This is a genomic window from Alphaproteobacteria bacterium (assembly GCA_018063245.1).
Classification (GTDB): Bacteria; Pseudomonadota; Alphaproteobacteria; order JAGPBS01; family JAGPBS01; genus JAGPBS01.
Window position 1 is genome coordinate 26,280 of the sequence record JAGPBS010000006.1, and the last position, 25,338, is coordinate 51,617.

Annotated in this window: 23 protein-coding genes; 12 read left to right on the plus strand and 11 right to left on the minus strand. The window is 40.8% G+C overall.

The window, feature by feature from the left end:
• The first annotated feature begins 19 nt into the window (after window positions 1-19).
• The 4 genes from rph (at window position 20) to KBF71_01430 (ending at window position 4,297) form a co-directional block, all read left to right on the plus strand.
• Complete coding sequence (gene rph, locus KBF71_01415) at window positions 20-769, plus strand: ribonuclease PH (GenBank protein ID MBP9876978.1); 750 nt, start codon at window positions 20-22, stop codon at window positions 767-769.
• On the plus strand, window positions 769-1,503 hold the full coding sequence (rdgB, locus tag KBF71_01420) for an RdgB/HAM1 family non-canonical purine NTP pyrophosphatase (GenBank protein ID MBP9876979.1): 735 nt from the start codon (window positions 769-771) through the stop codon (window positions 1,501-1,503). The genes rph and rdgB overlap by 1 nt, the downstream gene beginning before the upstream one ends.
• Window position 1,504: 1 nt before the next feature.
• Complete coding sequence (locus tag KBF71_01425) at window positions 1,505-2,665, plus strand: coproporphyrinogen III oxidase (GenBank protein ID MBP9876980.1); 1,161 nt, start codon at window positions 1,505-1,507, stop codon at window positions 2,663-2,665.
• A 171-nt stretch (window positions 2,666-2,836) separates the two neighbouring features.
• Complete coding sequence (locus tag KBF71_01430; GenBank protein MBP9876981.1) at window positions 2,837-4,297, plus strand: AAA family ATPase; 1,461 nt, start codon at window positions 2,837-2,839, stop codon at window positions 4,295-4,297.
• Here the strand turns inward: KBF71_01430 and KBF71_01435 are convergent.
• From KBF71_01435 to KBF71_01450, 4 genes are all read right to left on the minus strand, one after another.
• Window positions 4,235-4,813, minus strand: coding sequence for a sel1 repeat family protein (locus tag KBF71_01435; GenBank protein ID MBP9876982.1), 579 nt, complete (start codon window positions 4,811-4,813; stop codon window positions 4,235-4,237). The genes KBF71_01430 and KBF71_01435 overlap by 63 nt on opposite strands.
• Before the next feature lie 245 nt (window positions 4,814-5,058).
• Window positions 5,059-6,423: a glutathione-disulfide reductase gene (gene gorA / locus KBF71_01440; GenBank protein ID MBP9876983.1), complete on the minus strand. Its 1,365-nt coding sequence runs from the start codon at window positions 6,421-6,423 to the stop codon at window positions 5,059-5,061.
• 217 nt (window positions 6,424-6,640) lie between these two features.
• Entirely contained in the window at window positions 6,641-8,101 is a 1,461-nt protein-coding gene (locus KBF71_01445) for an NAD-dependent succinate-semialdehyde dehydrogenase (protein MBP9876984.1), read from the minus strand.
• A gap of 65 nt (window positions 8,102-8,166) precedes the next feature.
• The gene (locus tag KBF71_01450) at window positions 8,167-9,285 is read right to left on the minus strand and encodes a DUF2336 domain-containing protein (GenBank protein ID MBP9876985.1); all 1,119 of its coding nucleotides are present in this window, start codon (window positions 9,283-9,285) and stop codon (window positions 8,167-8,169) included.
• A gap of 138 nt (window positions 9,286-9,423) precedes the next feature.
• On the opposite strand from KBF71_01450, the gene KBF71_01455 reads away from it, so the two are divergent.
• Together KBF71_01455 and KBF71_01460 are read left to right on the plus strand one after the other, a co-directional pair.
• Complete coding sequence (locus KBF71_01455; GenBank protein MBP9876986.1) at window positions 9,424-9,840, plus strand: c-type cytochrome; 417 nt, start codon at window positions 9,424-9,426, stop codon at window positions 9,838-9,840.
• Window positions 9,837-10,529, plus strand: a complete 693-nt coding sequence (locus KBF71_01460; GenBank protein ID MBP9876987.1) for an RlmE family RNA methyltransferase — start codon at window positions 9,837-9,839, stop codon at window positions 10,527-10,529. The genes KBF71_01455 and KBF71_01460 overlap by 4 nt, the downstream gene beginning before the upstream one ends.
• A 16-nt stretch (window positions 10,530-10,545) precedes the next feature.
• Here the strand turns inward: KBF71_01460 and KBF71_01465 are convergent, their stop codons facing one another.
• Complete coding sequence (locus KBF71_01465; GenBank protein MBP9876988.1) at window positions 10,546-11,427, minus strand: sel1 repeat family protein; 882 nt, start codon at window positions 11,425-11,427, stop codon at window positions 10,546-10,548.
• 269 nt (window positions 11,428-11,696) lie between these two features.
• Here KBF71_01465 and KBF71_01470 point away from each other — a divergent pair, with 269 nt between their 5' ends.
• The gene (locus KBF71_01470; GenBank protein MBP9876989.1) at window positions 11,697-12,239 is read left to right on the plus strand and encodes a GNAT family N-acetyltransferase; all 543 of its coding nucleotides are present in this window, start codon (window positions 11,697-11,699) and stop codon (window positions 12,237-12,239) included.
• On the opposite strand, the gene KBF71_01475 is transcribed toward KBF71_01470, so the two are convergent.
• Genes KBF71_01475 through KBF71_01495 form a run of 5 tightly spaced genes read right to left on the minus strand, consistent with a single transcriptional unit; the run spans window position 12,236 to window position 16,455 of the window.
• Window positions 12,236-13,495, minus strand: coding sequence for a leucine-rich repeat domain-containing protein (locus KBF71_01475; protein MBP9876990.1), 1,260 nt, complete (start codon window positions 13,493-13,495; stop codon window positions 12,236-12,238). The two genes, KBF71_01470 and KBF71_01475, sit on opposite strands and share 4 nt — an antisense overlap.
• A gap of 48 nt (window positions 13,496-13,543) precedes the next feature.
• Entirely contained in the window at window positions 13,544-14,185 is a 642-nt protein-coding gene (locus KBF71_01480; protein MBP9876991.1) for a 1-acyl-sn-glycerol-3-phosphate acyltransferase, read from the minus strand.
• 52 nt (window positions 14,186-14,237) lie between these two features.
• Window positions 14,238-14,867 carry a YdcF family protein gene (locus tag KBF71_01485; protein ID MBP9876992.1) on the minus strand — a complete coding sequence of 210 codons (630 nt, stop codon included), beginning with the start codon at window positions 14,865-14,867 and terminating at the stop codon, window positions 14,238-14,240.
• A gap of 8 nt (window positions 14,868-14,875) precedes the next feature.
• Window positions 14,876-15,757, minus strand: a complete 882-nt coding sequence (locus KBF71_01490) for a hypothetical protein (protein ID MBP9876993.1) — start codon at window positions 15,755-15,757, stop codon at window positions 14,876-14,878.
• Entirely contained in the window at window positions 15,754-16,455 is a 702-nt protein-coding gene (locus tag KBF71_01495) for an ATP-binding cassette domain-containing protein (protein ID MBP9876994.1), read from the minus strand. The genes KBF71_01490 and KBF71_01495 overlap by 4 nt, the downstream gene beginning before the upstream one ends.
• Window positions 16,456-16,615: 160 nt before the next feature.
• Here KBF71_01495 and KBF71_01500 point away from each other — a divergent pair, with 160 nt between their 5' ends.
• From KBF71_01500 to mutL, 5 genes are all read left to right on the plus strand, one after another.
• Complete coding sequence (locus KBF71_01500; protein ID MBP9876995.1) at window positions 16,616-17,368, plus strand: zinc-ribbon domain-containing protein; 753 nt, start codon at window positions 16,616-16,618, stop codon at window positions 17,366-17,368.
• Window positions 17,369-17,668: 300 nt separating this feature from the next.
• Window positions 17,669-19,087 carry an insulinase family protein gene (locus KBF71_01505; protein MBP9876996.1) on the plus strand — a complete coding sequence of 473 codons (1,419 nt, stop codon included), beginning with the start codon at window positions 17,669-17,671 and terminating at the stop codon, window positions 19,085-19,087.
• 59 nt (window positions 19,088-19,146) lie between these two features.
• Window positions 19,147-20,511: an insulinase family protein gene (locus tag KBF71_01510; protein MBP9876997.1), complete on the plus strand. Its 1,365-nt coding sequence runs from the start codon at window positions 19,147-19,149 to the stop codon at window positions 20,509-20,511.
• A gap of 22 nt (window positions 20,512-20,533) precedes the next feature.
• The gene (pgi, locus tag KBF71_01515) at window positions 20,534-22,141 is read left to right on the plus strand and encodes a glucose-6-phosphate isomerase (protein ID MBP9876998.1); all 1,608 of its coding nucleotides are present in this window, start codon (window positions 20,534-20,536) and stop codon (window positions 22,139-22,141) included.
• Between the two features lies 1 nt (window position 22,142).
• Entirely contained in the window at window positions 22,143-23,942 is a 1,800-nt protein-coding gene (mutL, locus tag KBF71_01520; protein MBP9876999.1) for a DNA mismatch repair endonuclease MutL, read from the plus strand.
• 27 nt (window positions 23,943-23,969) lie between these two features.
• Here the strand turns inward: mutL and KBF71_01525 are convergent, their stop codons facing one another.
• A complete protein-coding gene (locus KBF71_01525) occupies window positions 23,970-25,100 on the minus strand; it encodes a Fic family protein (GenBank protein MBP9877000.1) in 1,131 nt (376 codons plus the stop codon).
• Window positions 25,101-25,338: the final 238 nt, after the last annotated feature.

Here is a 25,338-nt window from a genome sequence, read left to right on the forward strand (position 1 = left end):
TATAGGATATTAAATGGCCATGGTACAAGAACAGAGCATAGAGCGCCCCTCAGGCAGAAAATCATCAGAGATGAGAAAGGTTATCCTTGAGCCTCATTGTTCGCGCTATGCGGAAGGCTCATGCCTTGTTCAGTTCGGCGAAACAAAAGTGATCTGTACAGCAACGCTTGAAGAAAAAGTGCCATCCTTTTTAAAAGGGACAGGCGGTGGTTGGATCACAGCAGAATATGGTATGCTCCCACGTGCAACACATACAAGAATGGATCGCGAAGCTGCAAAAGGTAAACAATCAGGCAGAACACAAGAGATTCAGCGCCTGATTGGCAGAAGTTTACGCTCGATTATCGATCTCTCTCTTTTGGGCGAGCGGACTATTAAAATAGATTGTGACGTGATTCAAGCAGATGGCGGAACGCGCACAGCATCTATTACAGGCGCCTATGTGGCTTTGCATCACGCTTTACAAAGATTGGTGGCAAGAAAATTATTGAAATCAATTCCTTTGATCGATTCAGTTGCAGCGGTTTCTTGCGGGATTTATCAGAGCGTACCTGTTCTTGATTTGGATTATGATGAAGATTCAGCAGCTCAAACAGACGCAAATTTTGTGATCACCGGCAAGGGAGGGTTGGTTGAAATTCAAGCAACAGCAGAGGAAAGGCCCTTTGCGGATGCTGATTTTGCAGCGATGCTTTCGCTCGCAAAACAAGGGATTTCAGAGCTGACAGCTTTGCAAAATGAGGCCATTAAAGTCAAGAGGAGCGCATGATCCGAAAATTCACGACAGATACATTGGTTGTTGCCACGCATAACAGAGGCAAGTTAGTGGAGCTTAATGAGCTTTTATCTCCTTATGTCAAGCATTTGAAATGCGCCGCTGATTATCAATTGTCAGCGCCGGCTGAAACAGGCCATACCTTTCGTGAAAATGCACTGATTAAAGCAAGATATGTTGCAGAGAGAACAGATTTACCAGCTCTTGCTGATGATAGCGGTCTTTCTATTCCCATTTTAGGAGGCAAGCCTGGGATTTACTCTGCGGATTGGATGCTGGGTCCCAAGGGTGCTGAAGGTGCGTTTGAGATGATCAAAGAAATGATTCAGGCTATTCCCTTTAATGAGCCGATTTCTGCATCGTTTCATGCGGCCATGGTCCTTTATTGGCCAGATGGACGATATGAAATTACGGAAGCAGTTTGCCCTGGTTATATCTCATATCCACCAAGGGGGCAAAATGGTCATGGATATGATCCGATTTTTGTACCGCGCGGCTCTCAAAAAACATTTGCAGAAATGACTTTGGCTGAAAAGCAGCAGTTTTCTCACAGGGGAAAGGCGCTTAGATCTCTTATCAGCATGTGTTTTGATCCAGATAGTTCTTATCAAACACCTGATGATCAAGATCGCATTGAATTGCCTCAGACATTAAATGATGATGACAGTCTCTATGATCGCGATGATCGGCATTGGGATGAAGACCACCCTGAAGACCAAGATGAGTAAGATGAAGCGTCCCTTAGGAGTCTATGTTCATTGGCCATTTTGCAAATCAAAATGTCCTTATTGTGATTTTAATAGTCATGTGCGCGAGCAGATCGATGTATCAGCTTGGAAAAATGCCTATCTCACTGAGCTTCGCTCTTATAAAGTCTTATTGAAAGATGAGCCTTTCGAGGTGAAATCGATCTTCTTTGGGGGCGGAACACCTTCGCTCATGCCTGTTGATCTGGTTGCCTTGGTCATTGATGAAATTCAAAAGCTTTGGTCTACCTCAAAGTCATTAGAAATTACGCTTGAGGCCAATCCCACCTCTGTTGAAATTGAGAAATTCAAAGGCCTTGCAAAGGCGGGCGTGAATCGTGTTTCCATTGGTGTTCAGAGTTTTAGGCAGGAAGATTTGACTTTTTTAGGCCGAGAACATTCAGCAGATGAGGCCAAAAGAGCTATCGAGGCTGCAAAATCTTGTTTTGGTAGATTCTCATTCGATCTGATTTATGCAAGACCGAATCAAACGCTAGAGTCTTGGCGCGCGGAACTTGAAGAGGCTCTGACTTTTGATCCATCACATATTTCGCTCTATCAATTGACAATTGAAAAGGGAACAGCCTTTTATACAGCCTATCAGCAGAATAAATTCGAATTGCCCTCGCCAGATCTGAGTGCTGATCTTTATGACATGACGGGTGCAATTTTGGGTCAGCGAGGCCTGTCTCGTTACGAGGTTTCAAATTATGCAAGAGCAGGGCATGAATCGCAGCACAATCTGATCTATTGGCGTTATCAGGATTACATTGGCATTGGCCCCGGCGCTCATGGACGTTGTTTTTTCCAAGGAGAGAGACGCGCCATCCAAAATCACAGAGCGCCTGAGATTTATTTAGAGCGCGTGGCTGCTCAAAAGACAGGCATGACGAAGGAAACCATTCTGACGCATGATGAAGTCTATCTTGAAATGATGATGATGGGTTTAAGACTTGCTGAGGGTATTGAACTCTCACGCATCAAAGAGCTGACAGGTAAAGGTCTTCATGAATGGACGTCAGAACCGCAATTGGTTGCTTTGATCGAAGGTGGTTTTTTAAAACGGACGGAATCAAGGCTTGTTCCGACTGACCAGGGTTTGTTGTTATTGAATCAGGTGCTAGAAAGATTAACTCAGGTATGAGTGGAGTAGTTCGGGCGCATAATCTTGTTTTCTAGATTATTCGCCCATTTTTAAGAAGTGCATTTTGGGCGCATAATCTTGTTTTCTGGATTATGCGCCCATTTTTCTTGACTTAAAGTGGGCGTATAATCTAGAATGTATTTAATGCAGATAAGACTAATGGAGTCTATAATGGAAAACATACTTTTTATTGGACGCAAGGAAGAGCTTAAAGACCTTACGCGACTGTTTAAAAAAAACACATCGAGCCTTGTTGTTATTCAAGGAAGAAGACGTATCGGAAAGAGTCGTTTGGTTGAAGAATTTGGAAAAAATTATCGTTTTTTCCAGTTTTCTGGCATACCTCCAGCTTCAACAACAACGGAACAATCTCAACGGGATGAAATTATGGAGCAATTTTGTTCAATAACTGGTTTTCCAAACGTGCAGGTAGATGATTGGAGTAAATTTTTTGCTCTTTTGGCCAGAGAAACGCAACAAGGAAAAGTTATCATTCTATTGGATGAAATTTCTTGGATGGGTTCGAAAGATCCAGATTTTTTAGGGAAATTAAAAAATGCATGGGATTTGTATTTAAAGAAAAATCCCGAACTGATTCTTGTGCTTTGTGGATCTATTTCGACATGGATTGAAGAAAATATCCTGAGCAGTACCGGATTCATGGGGCGTATTTCAATGGTTATAAATCTTAAGGAGCTCACGCTCCCTGAATGTTTCCAATTCTTGACACAAACAGGACGAGATTTTGAACAGAAGAACAGGATGATTTCTGATGCTGAGATGTTTAAGATTTTATCGATTACAGGAGGTGTCCCGCGATATCTGGAAGAGGTCCAAATGGATCTTCCAGCTACAGAGAATATAAAGCGGCTTTGTTTTTCAGCAAAAGGGATTCTATTTCGTGAATTCAATGATATTTTTTCTGATCTTTTTACAAAGAAAAGTGAGTTTTATAAACAAATTGTGGGCCTACTTGTCGATGGTGTTTGTGAGTATAATGACATTTGTGACAAGATGCAGCTTCCGAGAAATGGGCACGTGAGTGGTTATTTGGATGATCTGATCAAATCTGGTTTTATTACACGGGATTATACATGGCACCTTTCTTCTGGGGAGTCGTCTCGTTTAAGTCATTACCGGTTGAGTGATAATTATTTGCGATTTTACATGAAGTATGTGGATCCAAATCACGATAAAATCATAAGTGGAAAATTTGAAGGTCAGTCTTTAACAGGATTGCCAGGCTGGGATTCAATCATGGGTCTGCAATTTGAGAATCTTGTTCTCAATAACAGGCGCTTTATTTGGGAGGCTCTTCATTTATACCCTCAAGATATTCAGTCAGACAATCCATTCTTTCAAAGAAAGACAAGGACAACTGCGGGTTGTCAGATTGATTATTTGATCCAGAGCAACTTTAATATATTATACGTCTGCGAAATTAAATTCAGTAAGAATGCAATAGGAGCAAGTGTGATCCGAGAGGTGCAAGCCAAAATTGATCGCCTGAATATGCCGAAAGGTTTTTCTTGCATTCCCATTTTGATTCATGTCAATGGCGTTAAAGATTCAGTTATTGAGAGTAGATTTTTTAAAACGATTATCGATTTTGGTGGATTCCTTAAAAAATGATTTGATTAATTCGCTCAACTCATTCTTCTCTTTTATGATTCTAAGTGCTCTGATTGCACTTTGCTCACCTTGGGCTGCAGCCAGTTCATAATAATGTTTGGCCTGTTTTAAGTCTCTTTCAACGCCCTCACCGCTTATATAAATCAAGCCAAAATTTGTCTGAGCACCTGAATGGCCTAATTTTGCAGCTCGTGTAAAGTGCATAATCGCTTTGAGGAGGTTCTTTTTAACCCCGTATCCATTGGCATAAGCAAGGCCTAAAGTATAGATAAGATCTGGATTTCTGCCATTATCATATTTTTTAAAGAATAGGGTTGCACATCCCAGCATATTTAGAGCGACAGACCTATTTTCAAAATAAATACCGCCAGTCGCCTCAGCCGCTGCTGTGAGTTCAGCATGTGTCATTGCACGAGGGCCATCGGACTTTGTTTCTTTGACTTTATGCTCTCCATCTTGTGGCCTATGGTACTTGTCTGCATTTTCAGTTTTTATATATGAGATGTTACCTGACATGTGTGCTCCTCTTTTTAATAATATGAGATGATGTAAAAGAAGGATACCGTCACTCAGAGGGCCTGAAGGGCCCGTGGAGTCTCTGCAATATCACAACAAGAATTGCGTTAATTTGTTGATTTAATGAGATTCCACGTCACCCCTTGTGGGGGTGACTCTGAATGACGCTTCTTAATATGTTAGCTGAACTCTATTTGCAGACGTCTCACAGATAATCATGTTTCTAAACAGAAAAAGAGACCTTGTCAAGTTTTCCGTTCATGCAATCCGCCAGTGACAAACTCCTCAGAAGCACTTGGATGAAGGGGCATGGTCGCCTCAAAATCATGCCATGTTGCACCGCACGTCATGGCGATGGAAAGAGACTGCACAATCTCAGGCGCATCAACGCCAATCATGTGAATACCTAACACAATGTCTGAGTCCCGATCAACAAGAACTTTCATGTAAGTCCGATCCATCTTGCCGGAGAGTGTGTTTTTCATGGGCCTAAATTCTGTTTCAAGAACTTTGTACTTGAGTCCTCGTTCTGTTGCTTTATGTTCAGAGAGGCCACAGCTTGATAAAGGCGGTGTCGTGAAAACGGCAATCGGTGTCAGATCATAATTGAGACCGATGGTCTTTGGGTTGGGATTGAAGAAATTTTCTGCAAAAGTGCGGCCTTGTCTGATCGCAATCGGTGTGAGAGCAAGCCGATCTGTCACATCTCCCACAGCGTAAATGGAAGGAACATTTGTTTGCAGATGATCATCAATGAGGATTTCATTCTTGGAGCCTTGTTTTATACCCAAAGCCTCAAGTCCGAGATCCTTGGTGTTCGGAAGGCGCCCCGTTGCAGCCATGACCAGATCCGTTTTATGATCGCCCCTATTGGTTTTAATGATGAAGTGCGATGCCTCTTTTTGGATTGCTTCTGGTTTTGTTTCAGTGAGAATTCGAATGCCCTTGGCTTCCATACGATCTTGCAGATGCGTCCGCAGATCTTCATCAAAGCCTCTGAGAATTTTGTCTTTGCGAATCATCAGCGTCACATCTCGGCCGACACCTTTCAGGATGGAGGCAAATTCAAGCGCGATATAGCCACCACCGATGATGGTGATATGTTGAGGAATATGGCTCATCTCAAAAAGATCGTTTGAGGTGATACAAAGGTCTTTGCCAGGAATGTTTGGTAATTCAGGTGAAGCGCCCGTTGCAATCAAAATTTTTCGAGCACTGTATGTTTTCTCGCCCACTTTAACATGGTGCGGATCAATGATCTGACCACGGCCAATGATGAGTTCTACGCCGCCTTTTTCAAGCATGGAAATATAGACCTTATTGAGCCTATCAATTTCGATATCTTTTTGAGCATGCAGTTTTGTCCAGTCATGTTGTGGTGCTTCATCAGACCAACCGTAACCCATGGCATCTTTGAAATGATCCGCATATTCAGAGGCATAAACATATAACTTTTTTGGAATGCAACCGCGGATCACACAGGTGCCGCCAACGCGATCGTCTTCACAGATGGCAACTTTTGCACCATGAAGAGCAGCACGCCTTGAGGCTGCAACACCGCCGGAGCCAGCGCCAATCACAAAGAGATCATAGTCAAATGAGTGAGACATAGGAAAGCCTTTCTTTTAGCGAGTTGTCATTCAGAGCAACCCTTAAAGGGTTGCGTGGAATCTCAGCGATCTAACAACAAAATACAAAGCTTATTAAGAGATTGCAGAGACTCCATCAGCCTACGCCGAGGCTTCGGCCTGACAGGCGGGCTCCAGGAGGAGCCCTCTGAGTGACGACTCTTTGAATTGAGAGGATTGCCATTCAACTCTGTTGAGTTTAGTGGTCGAATCCACCCATACTGAGATACTTGATTTCAAGATATTCGTCAATGCCATATTTTGAGCCTTCTCTACCAATGCCGGATTCTTTGACGCCTCCAAAGGGGGCCATCTCGGTTGAAACAAGGCCTGTGTTGATGCCAACCATCCCATATTCCAATTTTTCAGCGACCTTAAAAACGCGCTTGATATTTTGGCTATAGAAATAAGAGGCAAGGCCATAGTTGGTATTATTTGATCTTGCGATGACTTCATCATCCGTTTTGAATTTATAAAAGGATGACACAGGGCCAAAAATTTCGTTGCAAGACATATCCATTGTATCATCGACATCTGTTAGCAGCGTCGGCTGAAAGAAGAGTGGACCTTCAGGGCTGCGCTCACCGCCATGGATGATCTTGGCACCTTTGCTAACGGCATCTTTAAGGAGCGATTCAACTTTTTCAACACCCTTTTCATTGATCAGAGGACCGATTTTGACTGTCTCAATCTGACCATTGCCGATTTGCAATTTTTTTGTTTCAGCCAAGAATTTTTCAACGAAGGCATTATAGACAGATTCTTGCACAAAGATACGATTGGCGCAGACGCATGTCTGTCCCATATTGCGATATTTGCAACTTAAAAGGCCAATGACCGCTTGATCAAGATCGGCATCATCAAAGACAATAAAAGGTGCGTTGCCGCCGAGCTCGAGTGAGATTTTTTGGACATGAGCTGCTGATTGAGCCATTAAAAGCTTGCCAACAGCAGTTGATCCTGTGAATGAGATTTTACGAACGGTCTCATGGCTTGTGAGGACTTTGCCAATTTCGACTGCATTGCCAGTGATGATATTGAAAACCCCTTTGGGAAATCCAGCTCTCTCAGCGAGCTCAGCAAGTGCAAGAGCTGAATAAGGCGTGAATTCTGATGGCTTGATGATAACAGGGCAACCAGCTGCAAGAGCAGGAGATGCTTTGCGTGTGATCATGGCATGAGGGAAGTTCCAAGGCGTGATTGCACCCACGACACCTACAGGCTGTTTAATGACTAAAAAGCGCTTATCAACCATATTCGATGGAATGATATCACCATAGACGCGTTTGGCCTCTTCTGCATAAAATTCCACAAAGGCCGCGCCGTAATGAATTTCACCGCGTGATTCAGCGAGTGGTTTGCCTTGCTCAATGGTCATGATGAGCGCAAGTTCTTCAAGATGCTCATTGATCAGATCAAACCATTTACGCAGGATCTTTGATCTTTCTTTAGCAGGCAGAGCTGCCCAAGCAGGAAAAGCCTTTTCAGCAGCTTCAATAGCTTTTGTGGTCTCGGCTGCGCCCATATTGGGGATTGTCCCGATGTCAAGACCCGTTGCGGGATCTGAGACAGTAATCGTTGCGCCAGAATCAGCATCGCGCCAAGTTCCGTTGAGATAGGCTTTGGTTCTAAAAAGGGAAAGATCTGTTATTTTTTTCATGTGTTAGGACTCTGTTGTAAATAAGAAAAAGGGCCTGTTTTCAGGCCCTTTTGATGTTTGCTTATTTAAGCGGCAGCATCAACAAGGTCTGAGAACTTATTGAGAAGGTAATTTAGGTTATCTTCGCCCATTCCTTCGTATTGTGTCAAGATTCTTTCAATCATTCGGCGACGGAAGCGGATTTGATCATTCTCTCCGCCATCATAATCGGTTTCTTTCCGGACATTAACAGCGACAACAAAAGCTGGGATTAGATTTTCAGGGATTCTTGACTTGCGAAGAAGTGTTTCGAGGGTCGATTTTCCTGTATCGTAAATGAGAATTTTTGCGTTATAGAGCGGGACTTGGCCTAAAAGAGCAATGGCATGTTCAAAGAAATTGATATCCCCTAGACAGATGGCTCTTAGAATGATGGAAGGTGTGAGTCTGCCTTGCTGAGCCATTGATCGAACCAATGATTCCATGTTCTCTGCGGCTGCAATGCTTGTGATGCGGCTAATGGTTTCTTTTTCACGTGTTGCATCAACCAATTCACTGGCGCTTTCCACTGACAGGTTTGATAGTTTCGTGAGCTGCGTTTTCAAATGATCAGACACAAGATGCATCAATTTTTCTTGGATGACAGGGGAGAGTTTCCGTTTGGTGATCAGACCCTCATGGATGCGTTCAGATTTTGGGAATTTTTCAATAACGCGACTATAGTTTTGCTCTTGAATATCTGCGCCAGGGTTGCTGACAAGTTCAACAACGACATCTTCATTGTTTGTTTCGATAAGAGCGCCTACAATGCGGTTTGAAACAACAGGCCTACGAGCCACTGCAATTTGTTTTTCGGCACTTCCTGTATCAATGATTGAGATGAGATCTTCATCTGTTAGAACAGAGGAGTATTCGATGATCGGTAAGGAAACATCAGCGATATCATTTGCAAGTTTGAGAGCGACATCTCGTGGGATTGTTCTTGAGGTTTTTAAATTATGAGCAAGAGCTTTTCTAATAATAACAGCTGTATCTTGTGCAAGATGTTCAATAATACTCACTGCTAATGTGCGCTCTGCATCACTCAGCTCTGGATTGTCAATTTGGGAGGCGACTTTTTCACCCAAGCTTGCTTTTGCAGAGTCTGACGGATCCTTTAAAAGGATCTGAACATCATCTACACTAAGCACTTTATTGTTTGTCATGATGGCCTCAACCTAATATGCATTGTTCTTTCAGTATAATGATTCAGGGTTAATATTTGATTTATTTATACCCAGTAGGGGTATGATTATGTTACTGTAGAGAACTCAGTTTACAAGCAAGAAAGAAGGAGCCGTAAGGTGAAGTTAAAAAAAATTCATTTTATTGTGCTCGTGGCTCTTCTTTTTTCTTTGTTATCAATTGTTTTTATTGGTATTTTTCATTTGTTGACTGTGCATAAAAGCGGTGAACTCACTTTAAAAGGTGAAAATATTTTTATGGCGAGGTGTGCATCTTGTCATTCTTTACAAAAGGATGAAAGGCGTGCAGGGCCAAGTCTTTATTTAATTTTAGGCAGAAAAGCAGCATCGATTTATCAGTTTCCTTACTCGAGGGCCATGCGGGAATCTGAAATTGTTTGGGATAGAGTCTCTGTGAAACAGTTTTTAAAAAATCCACGCCTGATGGTTCCCCAGAATCGCATGGCATTTGTTGGAATTGAAGATGAGCAAGAGATTGATGCCTTACTTGATTTTCTTGAGGAGAAAGCCAGATGACAACGGATAAAAAAGAGAGTGCAAAAAAACTCACAAGTCGCGTTTTAAAAACAAAAGTGAAAGCAGCTCATAAAAAGAAAGCTTCATCGCAACGTTGGATGCAAAGACATTTGAATGATCCTTATGTTGTAGAGGCTCAGAAAAAAGGCTATCGCTCTCGTGCAGCTTTTAAATTGCTTCAGCTTGATGAAAAGACACATCTTCTCAAGCCTGGAAAGCTGATCATTGATCTAGGATGTGCACCGGGTGGCTGGACTCAGATTGCAAGTCTTAAAGGTGCAAAAGTTGTTGGTATTGACCTTTTACCGATGGAGCCAATCAAAGGCGCAATTATCTATCAAGGTGATTTTACAGATCCTTTTTTACAACAAAGCATCATTGAATCTTGTGCGCGAAAAGTTGATGTGATTTTGAGTGATATGGCGCCAGACACAACAGGTCACAAGCAAACAGACCACTTACGGATTATGGCCTTACTAGAAAAGGTCGTTGCTTTTGCGATGAATATGCTTGCACCAGGTGGGTCTTTGATTATGAAAACATTCCAGGGTGGAACTGAGGAAACCTTGTTGAAAGATATCAAAAGATATTTTGAAAAGGTAAAGCACGTGAAACCAGCAGCCTCTCGTAAAGAATCAAATGAGATTTATTTGGTTGCGTTGAATTTTAAAGGCGTGCTTGAAGATTAAGCTTTTGCAGGTTCTGCTAATCAAAAAACGTGGGTGATATGCGTTGTCGTTTTGGTTCATTTTCTTCTATGGTTGAATTTTGCACATCTGGATCAATTTGTGTTGGTGTTTGGTTTATGAATTGAATCCGAGGTCTAGCGTTTAAAAGAGATTCTAGAGAGATGATTTTTTGTGTGAGCTCAGAAATAATTTTGCGCAATTGAGTGTTATCATAAAAAATGGTCTGATTGTGACGCATTAAACCAATGATTAAGGCCTCATATTCTTCATAACCTTTTGCTTGTGCGATAGGGATTGGTTGTGGTGTGTGATTAGGAGGTTGAGGAGGATGGGCATTTGGAAGTGGCCGCGGCATTGATAATGCTTGTATTTCTCTCAGGCAATGAAGAGAAAGAGCGTGACCATATGCCGCAGCTGATTTAAACCAATTTATTGCGACATCTCTATTTTTTTCGACTTTGCTCCCTCTCGTTATTTTAAAACCATGTAAATAACAATAGCCTATCAGATATTGGGCAGGTGGAAAATGGTCGTTGGCTGATTTTATCAATAAATTAAATGCTTCTTGGAGATCGTGATTATGTGTGCCAATCTTTTCTCTTGGAATATAATTCATGAGATCTTTCAGTAAAAATAAGGAGGCGCACCCCTTTAAGTAGTCATAAAATCCTCTGATATGATTGATAATATCAGCGAGCTCGGTTTGATGAGCAAGAGAAAGATAAACAACCGGTCTTGAAAAAAGAGATGTGTAGTTGATAGTGAGATTTTCTCGCGTAAAATCAATTCTGAGATTTGGCTGAAAGCGCAATTTTTGCAAAGGAATATTGATTCCAATGTCTTGAACATAGAATGGGTAGCATGGATTGTCGAGCGGAGGTGTTGGAAGTTGTGCCATATGACTCAAGAACTCCATAAAAAATGATATAATAAATCCACACTTTTATTCTATAATAGAGAGTAATTTGGTGTCAATATTTTATCCGTAAGTGATTGATCATTAAGGTGAAAATACAGGAAAGTTTGCTCTTGCTGACATTTTTTCCACAAAATTTAAATTTTTATCATATAATGACACTAAGGGGATATCTGTGCCTTATTTTGGAATTTGTTTGATGGCTGATATTTTGTTGCGTTATTTGATGATTGAGTCATGAGGAAAAAGAGATGCTGTTTATTCGACCAGCTGCATTGTCAGAGGCTGAGGCCATTGCAAAGGTCCATGTGCAATCTTGGGATGAAACCTATCAGGGCATGATTCCGGATCATATTTTGGCGGATAACAAGATGGAATATAGGACACCTTACTGGGCTCATTTTTTGCGCAACAAACCTGAGAAAACAGAATTGTTTGTTGCAGAATTCTGGAAAGGACCGAATAAAGGTGTTGTTGGTTTTGGTCTTGCGGGGCCAGAGAAAGTTGGTTTGACTGAATATAATGGAGAGGTTCAAGCACTTTATCTGATGCAATCTGTAATTGGTCAAGGGATTGGAAAAAGATTGATGAAGGCGATGGCCAAGTATTTGATTCAGCAAGATCTAACAAAGGTCTGTGTATGGGCTGTGTTTGAAAATGACAGAGCTCGGAAGTTTTATGCGAAAATGGGCGGAGATCATGTATCTTGTCGCTATCTGGAATTACCACCTTCTCGGATTAAAGAGGCTGCTTATGGATGGGATCATGCCTCACAAATTCTTGAGATTGCTTAGTCAACTGATTCAAAATAGGAGATGTGGTTTTCCTCATCAAACGGCATTGGAGGTTGGCAGTGTTTTTCAGTAAAGACATCGCCAAAATTTTTGAGCTGTCGTATTGCGAAATCTAATTGGCTCACAAGACTGTATCCGTAAAGCAAGAGCATCTCTAGTGCAGGGAGTTCTAATATTCTGGGATCGAACTCCATTAAATAATTGCCATTGAGTGAGAGAGATTGTAGTTGAGTGAGTTGATACATCCCTTCAGGAAGCAGGACAAGCACATTGTAGCTAAGGTCAAGATACTCAAGGCTTTCAAGTTGTACAAATGATTCAGGCAGAATCGTGAGCTTGTTTTTAAAGAGTGAGATTACCTCAAGATTTATTAGATTACCAAATTGGGCGGGCAGGGATTCGAGTTTGTTTTCGTTTATGGAAAGCCGTCTCAATTTTGTCAATTGGCAAAAAGAGTCAGGCAAGTTTGTGAGTTTATTTTCAGAACAGTCGAGGCTTTGTAAGCATCTTAGATCGCCAAAATTATCAGGGAGTTTTTCAATCTCATTTTTGTTAAAACTGAGTGTTGTCAGATTTTGTAGTCTAAGGATCATAGCAGGAAATTGAGTGAAGTGGTTTATCGTAAAGCTTAAGACGGTAAGATTGATGAGTGCCCCAATTGACTCTGGAAGAAAAGTAAGATGATTGTACCATAGGTTTAATTTAGTGAGGCTAACGCGTTGTCCTAAGGCAGGTGGTACAATTGTGAGATCAGTCATAAAAAATTGCAAATGGTCCTTTTGAAGGCGCTCAATAAGGGATAAGCAATTTTGATAGGCTTCGTAAGAACGCATGATTTTGTTATCAATATTTGGATCTTTTTCAGGCAAGTTCTTGACGGATTCAAGAAATTGGACGCAATGAGTAAAAAAGGCTTTGTCTGTTTGATAGCCTGAGTTTGAGAGAGTCTTTGTGACTGATTCAAGAGGCATGAATGCAAGATCTGCAATATATTGACAAATAATTTTTGCTGCATCAGCAAGGGTAAGCGGCCCTTTGTCTTGAAAGAAAGGCTGTAGAAAGTCAGAAGGTGTAAAAGGTTCATCTCCAGTGACTTGTCTTTGAAACAGAGATTTGTCGACAGGCGAGATGCTCTCATGTGTGGATTGTGATTTTCGATGAACGGGTTTCTCCTTATAGAGAATAGGACTTTCCGTTCTGATTTTTGTTGCAGAAACTGGTTCTGATTGAGTATGTGGAATGGGTAGTAAAGTCATGAATTGATCCTATAGTAAAACTATAGTTTATCAAGACATCGTTTTAAATTAGTGACTAAGTGCTGTTTTTTCTAATCTATCAGTTGCAGTTTCAATATCGCGTTCCAGTCTTTTCATAAAGTCATCTTTAGGAAGGCCAGCAGGGATTAAAGGCAATATTTCAATTGTGATTTTTCCAGGGCGTTTGATGAAGCTGTTTTTGGGCCAGAAAAGCCCTGAGTTTACAGCGATAGGAACAACTGGTACTTTTAGATAGCTATAAAGAGCTGCAATACCAATTTTGTAAGGTGCTCTTGTGCCGGGAGCTGTGCGGGTCCCTTGTGGAAAAATGAGGATGGATCTTTTATCAGCAATGGCTTTTTCAGAGGCTTTTAAAAGAGCTCTGAGGGAAGAGCCTCCTTTGTCGCGATTGACAGGGATGAAGTTAACCTTCATCGCAACCCAGCCCCATACAGGTACCCAGAGCAATTCTCTTTTTAAGATAAAAGCAGGATCATCAAGATGATAATAAAGCTTCATTGTTTCCCAGGCTGATTGGTGCTTAGAGGCGATTAAATAAGGTTTGCGAGCCGGGAGATGATGCATGCCAACGATTTCATAATCCAGATTCAAAATATGTTTTTCAAAAAATCCGATTGAGGCAATATATCCTTTGATACAAGATATAAAGAGCGGACGTGGAAGAATCAAGGTCCAAACACCTAAGCCACAATAAAGCACGGAGAAAATAAAAAAAACAATGTTAAAAATTAAAGATCGCAGAAATAACATCTATCCCCCTTTTGGTATAGTATTTTGCAGCTGAAAAAAGAAATTTATTATACTCAGAAAAAATAAGGCGTCTTGTTCCATCTCTTTGCCACCAACGATCGAGCGGAACATTTGTTGCTTCAATGGCATAAGGTGTGATGACCAAATGTGGATTTTGCTTTTTGAATTCAAGCAGGCTTCTAGGCATATGATAGTTTGATGTGACGAGCAAGATAGAATGAATATTGTTTGCATCAAGCCATTTTGTGCTTTCTGTTGCATTGCCGATGGTGTCAGCTGCTATCTCATCAAGAACAATGCAGCATTCCTGGCGACCACGAAGGTTTTCATTAGTATCGATTCTTTGTTGTAAAGATTGAGGTTGCGTGACGCCACTAATAAAGAGCTTATCAGAAAAGCCTGCTTCAAATAGGGCAAGCGCCGTGTCGATACGATTTTGACCACCTGTCAGAACAACGAGTGCTTCAAACTTTTTATTTTCAAGAAAGCTTTCTTCTGTTGTTTTTTGAATGATAAGGCTAAAGACATAGAGCCCTATTGTCCATATCAGAACAACGATCATTGTAAAGGTGAAAAGACTATTGAGCAGTCGAAAGGGCATGGAATTACTTATCGTTTCTTGAGTTGAAAGAGAACAGTCCATCTTGCGGTTAAGGTCATAATTAAGACCAAAATCAGAGGTACGAATATTAATACAAGAAATTGCCCATCACTTGGAAGAAAATTCTGAAAATAAACGAAGCTCAGATTTTTCAACTTGAAGGCAATGATATAGATGATGGCAAGCGCTAAAATAAAACCGATTGATGCACCAATTGCTGCAAATTTGAAGATGTGCTTTTGCAGTTTAGTTGCAATATATCGGTCATTCGCGCCAAGAATTGAGAGAAGGTGGATTGACGATTTTTGTGTATTTAAAGTAAGAAGAGTGATTTGCATGACAAGCAGAATAATGGCTGCAAATGACAGAGAAGCAAAAGTGTAAGCAACTTTACGTGCAATCTTTGTGAAGCTATTTAAATTTTCAAGCCATTTCTGATGATGTTCAATAGGCGTATTCGGAAAGGCTTTTTCGATTTCAGCCGTGAGCTCTTTGATTTGATCAGGATTGTAAGTTTTTAATGTGACGCTGATTAAAGCAGGGACATTCAGTTTTAATTCCGCGATGCTTTTATTAAGCCATGGTGATAAAAGCGCATCGATTTCATTACGGTCCATCTCGCGAGCGATCTCAATATAGTCTTTTTTGGAGAGAAGAGTGAGGATTTTATCGACTTTTTCTTCGATATTGCCTGCCTCTGATTTATTCATGCTGACTTGGATTGTCAGATGAGATTCAGCACTTTTATCCCAGTCATTAAGCCAGGCTCTAAAATGCAAGGCAAACATGAGCATTAAAACACCCATGAAAACAAGAATAGCCGTGATAAAGGGCATGAGCTTTTCAGTCATATTGATGTCGAAACGCAATTCGGATGAGAGATTGTTCATGTGCCTGTTGCCTCTAGTTGGTGTATGCCATCTCTGACATGTAATCGGTGGTTTTCTATTTTTAGCACAGGATAGGAATATTCCTCAATCAAATGTTCATTGTGCGTCGCCAAAATAATTGTGGTGCCGAGTTGATTTAATTGTTCAAAGAGAGAGATGATTTTTCGGCCAATCTCATCATCAAGATTCCCGGTTGGCTCATCAGCAATTAAAATTTTGGGACGATTGATAATGGCCCTTGCAATGGCAGCTCTTTGTTTTTCTCCGCCAGAGAGAGTGGGTGGATATTTGTGAATTTTATTGCCAAGATGCACCCAATTTAAAAGTTCAATAATATGATCAGAGGAAATGCCTTCTGCGTTCTCAGTGAATTTAAGAGGAAGGGCAACATTTTCAAAAATGGTTAGGTGATCAAGCAGTTTGAAATCTTGGAAAACAATACCGATATCTTGACGTGCCAGAGCCCTGTCTTCATGATTGAGGAGATGTGTGTTTTTGCCGAAAAGATAAATGTTCCCATCATTTGGCAGACGCTCCATGGTGATTAATTTCAGGAATGTGGATTTGCCTGCACCACTGACACCTGTTAAGAAGTGGAATGATCCTGGCATAAAATCGTAAGAAATGTCATTCAGAATCAGATTCTCATGATCATAAGAAGCGGAGGCGTGGTGGAATTTAATAATTGGGTTTGGCATAACAGGACCTATTTCATTTCAGAAAGTATTTTTGTTTACTTTACATCGTTGCAATTCAACAGAAAAGACTTTTCTGATTAAAATCAGAAACATGACTTCTCTTTTATCCGATTCTAGGGTATAAAATAAAAAATGCTTCTAATATAAGGTGATTTGAACGATGTTGGTCTCTTGTCAAAAATGCCAAGCACAATATAATGTTAAAGATGAACTGCTGCAGTCTGCACCGCGCAAGTTGCGCTGTGTGAAATGTGGGAATGTTTGGACTGAAAAGAAAATAGGTGCGCCCGAGGTTGCTTCTATCAATCAGACATCAGCGCCAGCAGAGTCCGTAGCTGAGATCAAATCTGCAAAACCAAAATCAAAGCCACAAGCAGAAAAAGCGAAGGCAGATTTTCAGTTTGTTCAAAAGATTGCACCCTATAGCAAGTGGATTGCGCTTGCAGCTTCAATGGTTTTCATTTTGACCTCAGCGATTATTTTCCGGAAAGAAGCAATTGCCATCTGGCCGCCGATTGCGATTGTTTATCAAACAGCTCAAATTCCAGTTGAGATTTTGGGTGATGGCCTTGCCTTTGAAGAGATTACCGCTAATCGGATTCAAGAAGAAGGTAAGCTTGTTTTGTTCTTAAAGGGTAAGATTGTAAATAATAGTGGTGAGGCTTTGATGATCCCACCTTTTGTTCAAGCTGTCTCAATCAGCCCTGATAAAAAGCCGATTGAGAAATGGCAATTTAAAGCGCCATCTCAAATGATCGCACCTGGTCAAGTTGTTGAATTCCAGAGTTTACTTAAAGATGTCAATGGCTTTGCCAATAATCTTGTGCTGCGATTTACAACAGGTGAGAAGAAAGATGCTCAAACTGCTTCTGCGGGTCGTGCTTCCCCAGAAGGCTCTGTAGAAACACATTAGACGCCTTACACTTGTCACCCCCGCGACCTGTCGCGTTGAACCTTTAGCGTAGAGGGAAGGCGGGGGTCTAGAAAGTCTAACAACACGCACGTCACGTCATGCCGAACTTGTTTCGGCATCTCTCTGTAATTATTAAGCAGATCCGATAACGAGTTCAGGATGACTTTATATTGAGAGATTTATTCACAGGTAAAGGTTTTCATGAGGCTTTCTTCATAGCGAAGAATCTTTTCTTGAAGAATGAAATGAAACTCAGTACACTCGAGAAATCCAAATAATATAATTTTAAAGGGGGAAAGAGTGAGAAAAGGTTTAGTATGGATGTGGATCTTGATTGCATTGTGTGTGATGGCTCTTGTTGTGGTTCGGTTCACGCCCTATGGTTCAAAGTTTAAAAATTTTCCAATGGTGAATAAAATTATGACTCTCGGTAAAAAATCTTCTGGTATCTTTCATCCTCAAGTGAAAACGCTTTCAAATGGTCTGCAAGTGATTGTTGTCGAAAATCATCGGGCGCCACTTGTGAATCATATTATTTGGTATCGCGTCGGGTCAGCAGATGAAGAAGGCGGTAAAACAGGGATTGCCCATTTTCTTGAACATCTTATGTTTGGACCAACATTGACAAAGCCTCGCGGAGAATATTTTAGAGATATTGAAAGCGTCGGCGGAACGATGAATGCCTTTACCTCTGATGACTATACGGCTTATTACGCAAGTGTGGCAAAGGATCATTTGCAGTTTGTGATGCAACTTGAAGCGGATAGGCTTAAAAATATTCAGTTTGAGCAAGGATTTTTTGATTCAGAGAAAAAAGTGATTCTTGAAGAGTGGAATTTTCGGATTGGTGATAATCCAGAGCAAAAATTTAATTCACAATTTTTGCCAACATTGTTTAAGACTCACCCTTATGGCCGTGAGATTATAGGTTTGAAGGCAGATATTGCAGCTTTGACGATGGATGATGCAAAGGCTTTCCATGAAAAATGGTATGCGCCAAATAATGCAATTCTGGTTGTATCAGGAGATGTGGTCGCTGAAGAGGTCTTTTCAATGGCTCAAAATGTCTATGGCATGATTGAAGCAAAAGAAATTCCGACGAGATCTAGAACATTGCCGGATCCGCTTTTGGCGAACTTTACGGTTACTTATGAAGACCCACTTCAAACACAATCTAAGATTGATCTTGCTTATTTGGTTCCATCAGAACCACAAAATTTAAAAGCTGGGCTTAGTCTTGCGATTCTTGAGGAAATTATGAATGAGAAATCATTTACTTTCTATGATTCGATGGTTAAGCAAGAGAAATGGCTTTTGGATTTTTCAGTTGGATATGATGCTGGGCGTGAAGATTCAACAACTTTTGAGTTTGTGATGACATTGGTTGATGGCAAAAGGCCTGAAGATGCAACAAGGGCTTTTAAAGAGAAGTTAGCACAGCTTGTGAAAGATGGCGTATCAAAATCAACTTTCCAAGATGCAAAAAAACGTTTAATAGCGTCTGTTGATTATGCGCGTGATGGACTCATGTATCCTGGTCAAATTTTTGGACGCTCTTTGTGTGTTGGTCAAACGATTGATGATGTAGAAGATTGGCCAGCAGAGCTTGATCGGATCACCTTGAGTGATGTGAATGAGGCGCTTGTTAGCTACTTTGGTCCAAACATGCACTATAGCGTTGGTTATATTTTGCCTCAAGCAGCTCAAAAGGCCCAGTGAGTTTGATAGTCATGATGGGTAATATAAAAATGAAAAATAGAATCGGAATGGCGGCACACATGAAAAAATATGTTTCATCTCTCTCATTGATTACGGGATTGTTGGTTTGTTCTTTAGGATTTGGAAAAGTAGGATTTGCAATGGATATTCAAGAAATTAAAACAGAATCGGGGATTAAGGTTTGGCTGGTAGAAGACCATTCAGCACCGATTTTGTCATTGCGCTTTTCGTTTGAGGCGGGTGAAAAGTATGATCCAATTGGTAAAGAAGGCACTGCTGATCTCATGTCAATGTTGTTAGTTGATGGTGCAGGCGATTTGGATGATGCAGCTTTTGATAAGGCTGTTTTGAATCTATCAGGCGGTATTGAATTTAACATGACAAAGGATCACTTGACAGGACAGCTGACAACACTGACTCAGAATCGATCAGAGATGGCTGATTTGTTAAAGCTTGCTTTAATGAAGCCACGTTTTGATCCTGAGGCTTTTTCTAAAGTCGTTGATCGTGAAGTTCAGGCTTTGCAAGCTCAAGAAAAGGATAAGTATGATATTGCTTATAAGAAAGTTGCTGCGACTTTGTACCCAAATCATGTCTATGCCCGTTTTCCTACTATTTCAACGGTGAAACAAATTACTATTGAAGATATTAAAGCTTTTCATCAAAAATGGATTGCGCAGGAAGGCTTGCTGATTGCAATCAGTGGTGATATTACGGCCAAAGAGGCTGAAAAATTGGTTGAGCGTATTTTTGGTGATTTGTCAAAAACGCCAAAAGAGCCTTTAAAGCGTGAGATTATTCAAGTTGATGGTAAAGGGCAAGTTGTCAAAGTTGATTTGGACATTCCACAAAGTTATGTATCGGTTACTCAAAAGGGTGTTGGACCTCATGATCAGAATTGGTTTGCACAAGTGATTGCATCACAAATTATGGGCGGTACTTTTTCATCGGTTTTAAATCATGAAATTCGTGAACTTCGTGGGCTAAGTTATGGTTTTAAAACGGGCATTTCAATAGAAGATGAACTGCAAACTTTTGATGCATATGGCGAAACCAAGAATGAATCTGCGGGTGAAGTGGTTTCTATTTTCTTGAAGGCCTGCCGTGATGTTCAGGCAACTGGCTTCACAGAAGATCAACTTAGTAAAGCCAAAACCTATTTAAAAGGCCATATGCCTGTTCAACTCGATTCTAACAAAAATGTTTCAGCTTTTTTGATGGGCGGGATGCAGGAAAATATTTCGGCTGATCGCATTCGTCAATATGATCAAAATATTGATTCAGTGAGCCTGGATCAACTGAATCAATATACACAAAAGCTTTTTGTGCCTGAATCGATGTTGATTGTTGTTGTTGGAAAGCCTGAGGGATTGAAATCGGCTGTTGCAGATTATTCCTATACACCACCTAAAACAAATCATTAAGTCAGTAACTATGGTGCAAAAAATGACTCCTTCTATTCAAGATGGGAAGGCATTTCAAGCCTTACAACAACATTTTGACAGCAAAATGACTAAGGCTGATATGCGTCGGTTTTTTGCTGAAGATCCTGATAGAGCCAAGCGATTTTCATGTCAGCATGATGGTTTCTTTTTAGATTATAGTAAAAATATCATCACGACTGAGACAATGTCATTACTGAGAGAATTTGCAGAAGAGCGCGAATTTTCAAAAGAAAGAGAAAGACTTTTTTCAGGTGAAAAACTGAATGCAACAGAAGGGCGTTCGGTCTTGCATATGGCTATTCGTGCTGATGCTGAAGATATTTTTATGCATGATGGTCAAAATGTGATGCCATCTGTCTTGAGTGAAAGAAAGAGATGCTTTGAGTTCGCTGAAAAGATACGCACCGGTGAATTGCGTGGGCATACAGGTAAGGCGATTCGCAAGGTTATCAATATAGGAATTGGTGGATCAGATTTAGGGCCGCGCTTTTTGGTTCGGGCTCTGAAAGAATTTAGGGCGCCTCATCTATCTTTTTATTTTGTATCGAATATTGATCCTTATGATATTACAGAGATTTTATCAGCCTGTGATCCGGAAGAAACTTTGTTTATTGTGGCATCAAAAACTTTTACAACGTTTGAAACCCTCAAGAATGCGATTTTGGCTAAAAATTGGCTGATTGCAGGTGTTGGCGGTGATAAGAAGGCGATTGAATCACATTTTGTTGCTGTTTCAGCAGCCGTTGAGAAAGCAAAAGAATTCGGTATAAAGCCTGATCGTATTTTTGGTTTTTGGGATTTTGTTGGCGGCCGGTTTAGCTCATGGTCATCAATAGGCCTATCGCTTATGATAGCGATAGGGGCTGATCATTTCAGAGCCTTTTTAAAGGGCGGTCGCGCGATGGATCAGCATTTTAAGACAGCGCCTTTAGAGCAGAATATGCCGCTTTTGATGGCTTTATTGTCATTCTGGTATGTGTCTTTTTTTGGAGCATCAGCTATGGCTGTGTTGCCTTATGATCAAAGGCTTGAGTTTTTTGTGAATTATCTTCAGCAATTGATGATGGAAAGCAATGGTAAATCTGCAGGACGTGATGGAGACCTTGTCACTTATGCCACGTCACCCGTTGTGTTTGGTCAAGTTGGAACCAATGGACAGCATGCCTTTTTTCAAATGCTTCATCAGGGATCGCATTTTATACCGCTTGAGTTTTTAGGAATTGTTCAGGCAGCTCATGATCATCAAGATCATCACGAAGCTTTACTTGTCAATTTGATTGCCCAAAGCGAAGCATTTTTGTTAGGGTCTGATGGGAAAAAAATTTCCGATGATTTCCCAGCACATTTGCATTTTGAGGGCAATAAGCCATCCAATATATTATTGATTGATCGATTGACGCCTTATTCTATGGGGTCATTATTGGCCTTATATGAGCATCGTGTTTTTTGTGAAGGTGTGTTTTGGAATATCAATTCATTTGATCAATTTGGTGTTGAGCTTGGAAAGAAACTTGCTTTGACAATTTCCCAAGATATTGCTTCACATGAGTTTTCACGTCATGATTCATCGACAGCACGCTTGATGACAAAGATTCAGAGTATTGAGTAGAATGGCGCATATTCGGATATTATCGGACCGCTTGGTGAATCAAATTGCTGCGGGGGAGGTGGTTGAAAGACCTTCTGCTGTTATCAAAGAGCTTGTTGAAAATTCAATTGATGCAGGTGCAACAGAGATTTCAATTTGGATTAGAGATGGCGGTGTCGCTTTTATCAAAATTGTGGACAATGGGTGCGGTATTGCAAAAGATGAGATCCGGGTTGCCTTGATGCGTCATGCGACCTCAAAGTTAGCTGATGAAAATTTACTCCATATTTCAACAATGGGTTTCAGGGGCGAGGCTTTGCCTTCTATTGCTTCTGTATCACGTTTTTCCATTACGAGTCGTCAAAAAGAGGCAGAAGAGGCTTGGTCTTTGACATTAGAAGCAGGGCAAGAAGTGTCTTTTGTACCGGCTAATTTACAACAAGGCACTGACATTGAAGTCAGAGATTTATTTTTTGCAACGCCTGCACGGCTGAAATTTCTGAAATCAGCACAGACGGAGCAGTCCTATATCGTTGAAACGGTTCAAGCTCTTGCCATGGCGAACCCTCAGATTGCCTTTAAGCTCTCTGCAAATGATCGTGACATGTTAACACTTCCAGTTCCATTTGATGCAAGCGAGGTCTTGAGTCTCTCACGCATTGCAAAAATATTGGGGAAGGATTTTGAGACCAACTCGATCAAGATTTCAATTGCAAAGGAAAATATTCGGCTGGATGGGTATGTTTCCTTGCCAAATTATCATAAGTCAACAGGGCAATATCAATACTTGTTTGTCAATGGGCGCATGGTGAAGGATAAAGTACTTTTAACGGCGATTCGTGTTGCTTATGGCGATGTTTTGCCGCGTGGTCGTTTCCCACTCTTGGCTCTATTTTTGGTTCTGCCCTATGACTTTGTTGATGTGAATGTGCACCCGCAGAAAACGGAACTACGATTCAGAGATGTGAATATGGTGCGTGGATTTTTGATTTCAGCCCTCAAAGAGGCGATTTCAGGCCAAGCGAATCAATCTGCTGACGTGCTCTCAGATAGGACAATTGCTCAATTTGTGTCTTACCGAAGTCCGGTGGTTCAGGAGCGTGCGAGAGAGTCTTTATTTGAGGCTTATCAGCCTTATGAATCAAAGGTTGAAGAGCCTGCCTCTGAATTGTTTATGAGGGAATCATTGCCGCCCATGGTCAAAGCTGAGGCTTTAGACATTAGAGAAGAAGAGGTCTATCCGTTAGGAGCGGCAACAGCCCAGGTTCATGAGAATTACATTATTGCTCAAACGGAAGAAGGCATTGTGATTGTGGATCAGCACGCGGCTCATGAAAGGCTTGTTTATGAGCAGATGAAGTCCTATTTTATTGACGGAGGCGTTTCATCGCAGCAGTTATTGATTCCTGAGATTGTGTCTTTGTCAGCGACATCATTTGCCTCTCTTTTAACCCATCAAGAGGAACTGGCCAAAATGGGCTTGCAATTTGAGGCTTTTGGGCAATCAGAAATTATCGTTCATGAGGTTCCAAGCCTATTGGGAAAAGCGAATGTCAAAAAAATGATGGAAGATCTAGCAGATGAGATCGCCGAGTTCGGTGCGATTGAATCTCTGCGTGAAAGATTGGATCATGTTTGCGCGACAATGGCTTGTCATGGTTCTGTTAGATCAGGACGGAAATTGACGATTGCCGAGATGAATGCCTTACTAAGAGACATGGAAAAAAACCCATATTCAGGCCAATGTAATCATGGTAGGCCCACTTATATCACCCTTAAAAAGGACGATATAGAAAAGCTCTTTGGCCGTAAGGGATTTTGATTGGTATTCGGTGTGTGCGCTTATTGCTTAAAAAGTAAGCTGATAGCGTGCTGATTGTTGTCGGCCATATTTTTGGATAAGATTTAACTCTAAGAGTGTGTTGATTGCATAAATAACTGTACGGCGTGGCAATCGTGTTTCTTGAACAATTGTATGGGTTGTTAATCGAATTTCGGGGTGATTCTTAAAACAATTTAGGACATGTGCGGCTGATTCATGCAAGCCGCGTTCAGCAGAGAATTTTTGTTTCGCAACGTCAATACCTGCAATTGATTCTTTGATGATTTTGATCATGAATTTCAGGAAAAGCTGTATTTGATAGTCCATGGGGTTTTGTTTGAACGTGCCGTTTGAGCATTTGTTTAGAACGTAATAATATTCTTCTTTATTTTTTTCAATGTATCGATCAATTGCTAAATACCGCGACACATATGAAATCGTTTCAGACTGAGACTGTAGTAGGCTTAATAAAAATAGACCTCTGCCAAGTCGTCCATTTCCATCTTGAAAAGGATGGATAGCCAAGAATCTGTAAATAAATTCTGCTGTAACAGTTATTGGCCAAGGTGCTTGCGGAAGATTAAGATTGTACCATTCCACGAGATCCCTCATTGCAGCACTTGTGATAGGTCCTGCATCAGCCGTTTGAAAAACAGTTTTTGTTTTACCAGTTGTGTGATTGACTTCAACAACTGAATTTGATTGTGTTTTATATTGTCCGGCGTAGGTAATAGCTTTTTGATAAGGTGATAAAAGTTCAAAATGGAGGAATCTGATATCGCTCTCTCTGAGCGGGATAAAGTCTGTCGGATTTTGATAGATCAGCATGAGCATCGCACGACAACCGGCAACCTCTTCAATGCTTCTTTCTCGATCTTTAGAAAGTTTATTTTCAATGATGTCTCTGTTTTCTTGCAGAGCAGAGGGTTTTCCATCTTCTGTTAAAATAGTGTCGAGCCAACTGATTTCTATGTCTGTTAAAAGAGCATTTTCAATTCGTGTCGATGATCCAATCATGCTGATTTTGGCATAACGATGTAGCCCGTCTCTTTCATCTTGAGAGAGGCTTTTTAGGTCGTGATATGCAATAGCAAACTCATTGTCGAGTTGTTTGAGAAGGCTGATGAGTGTGGTATCTAGTGTAAAAGATAGGTTCATGATAATACTATACTTTAATGTGCAACGATGTGCAACATTATTTTGTAAATGTTGCACAAAAGTGTCGTGCTATTTTAATAATTTTTAATTATTTATTAATTATCTATTGAAAAAGTTTGAATATTATGTATAATTATAATGTATTTTTATTTAAAGGGAGATAATCATGTCATATTTTGATGGTGTTAATGTATATCAATTGTCTGAGCCTTATATTACTGGCCGACTCGTTATGAAG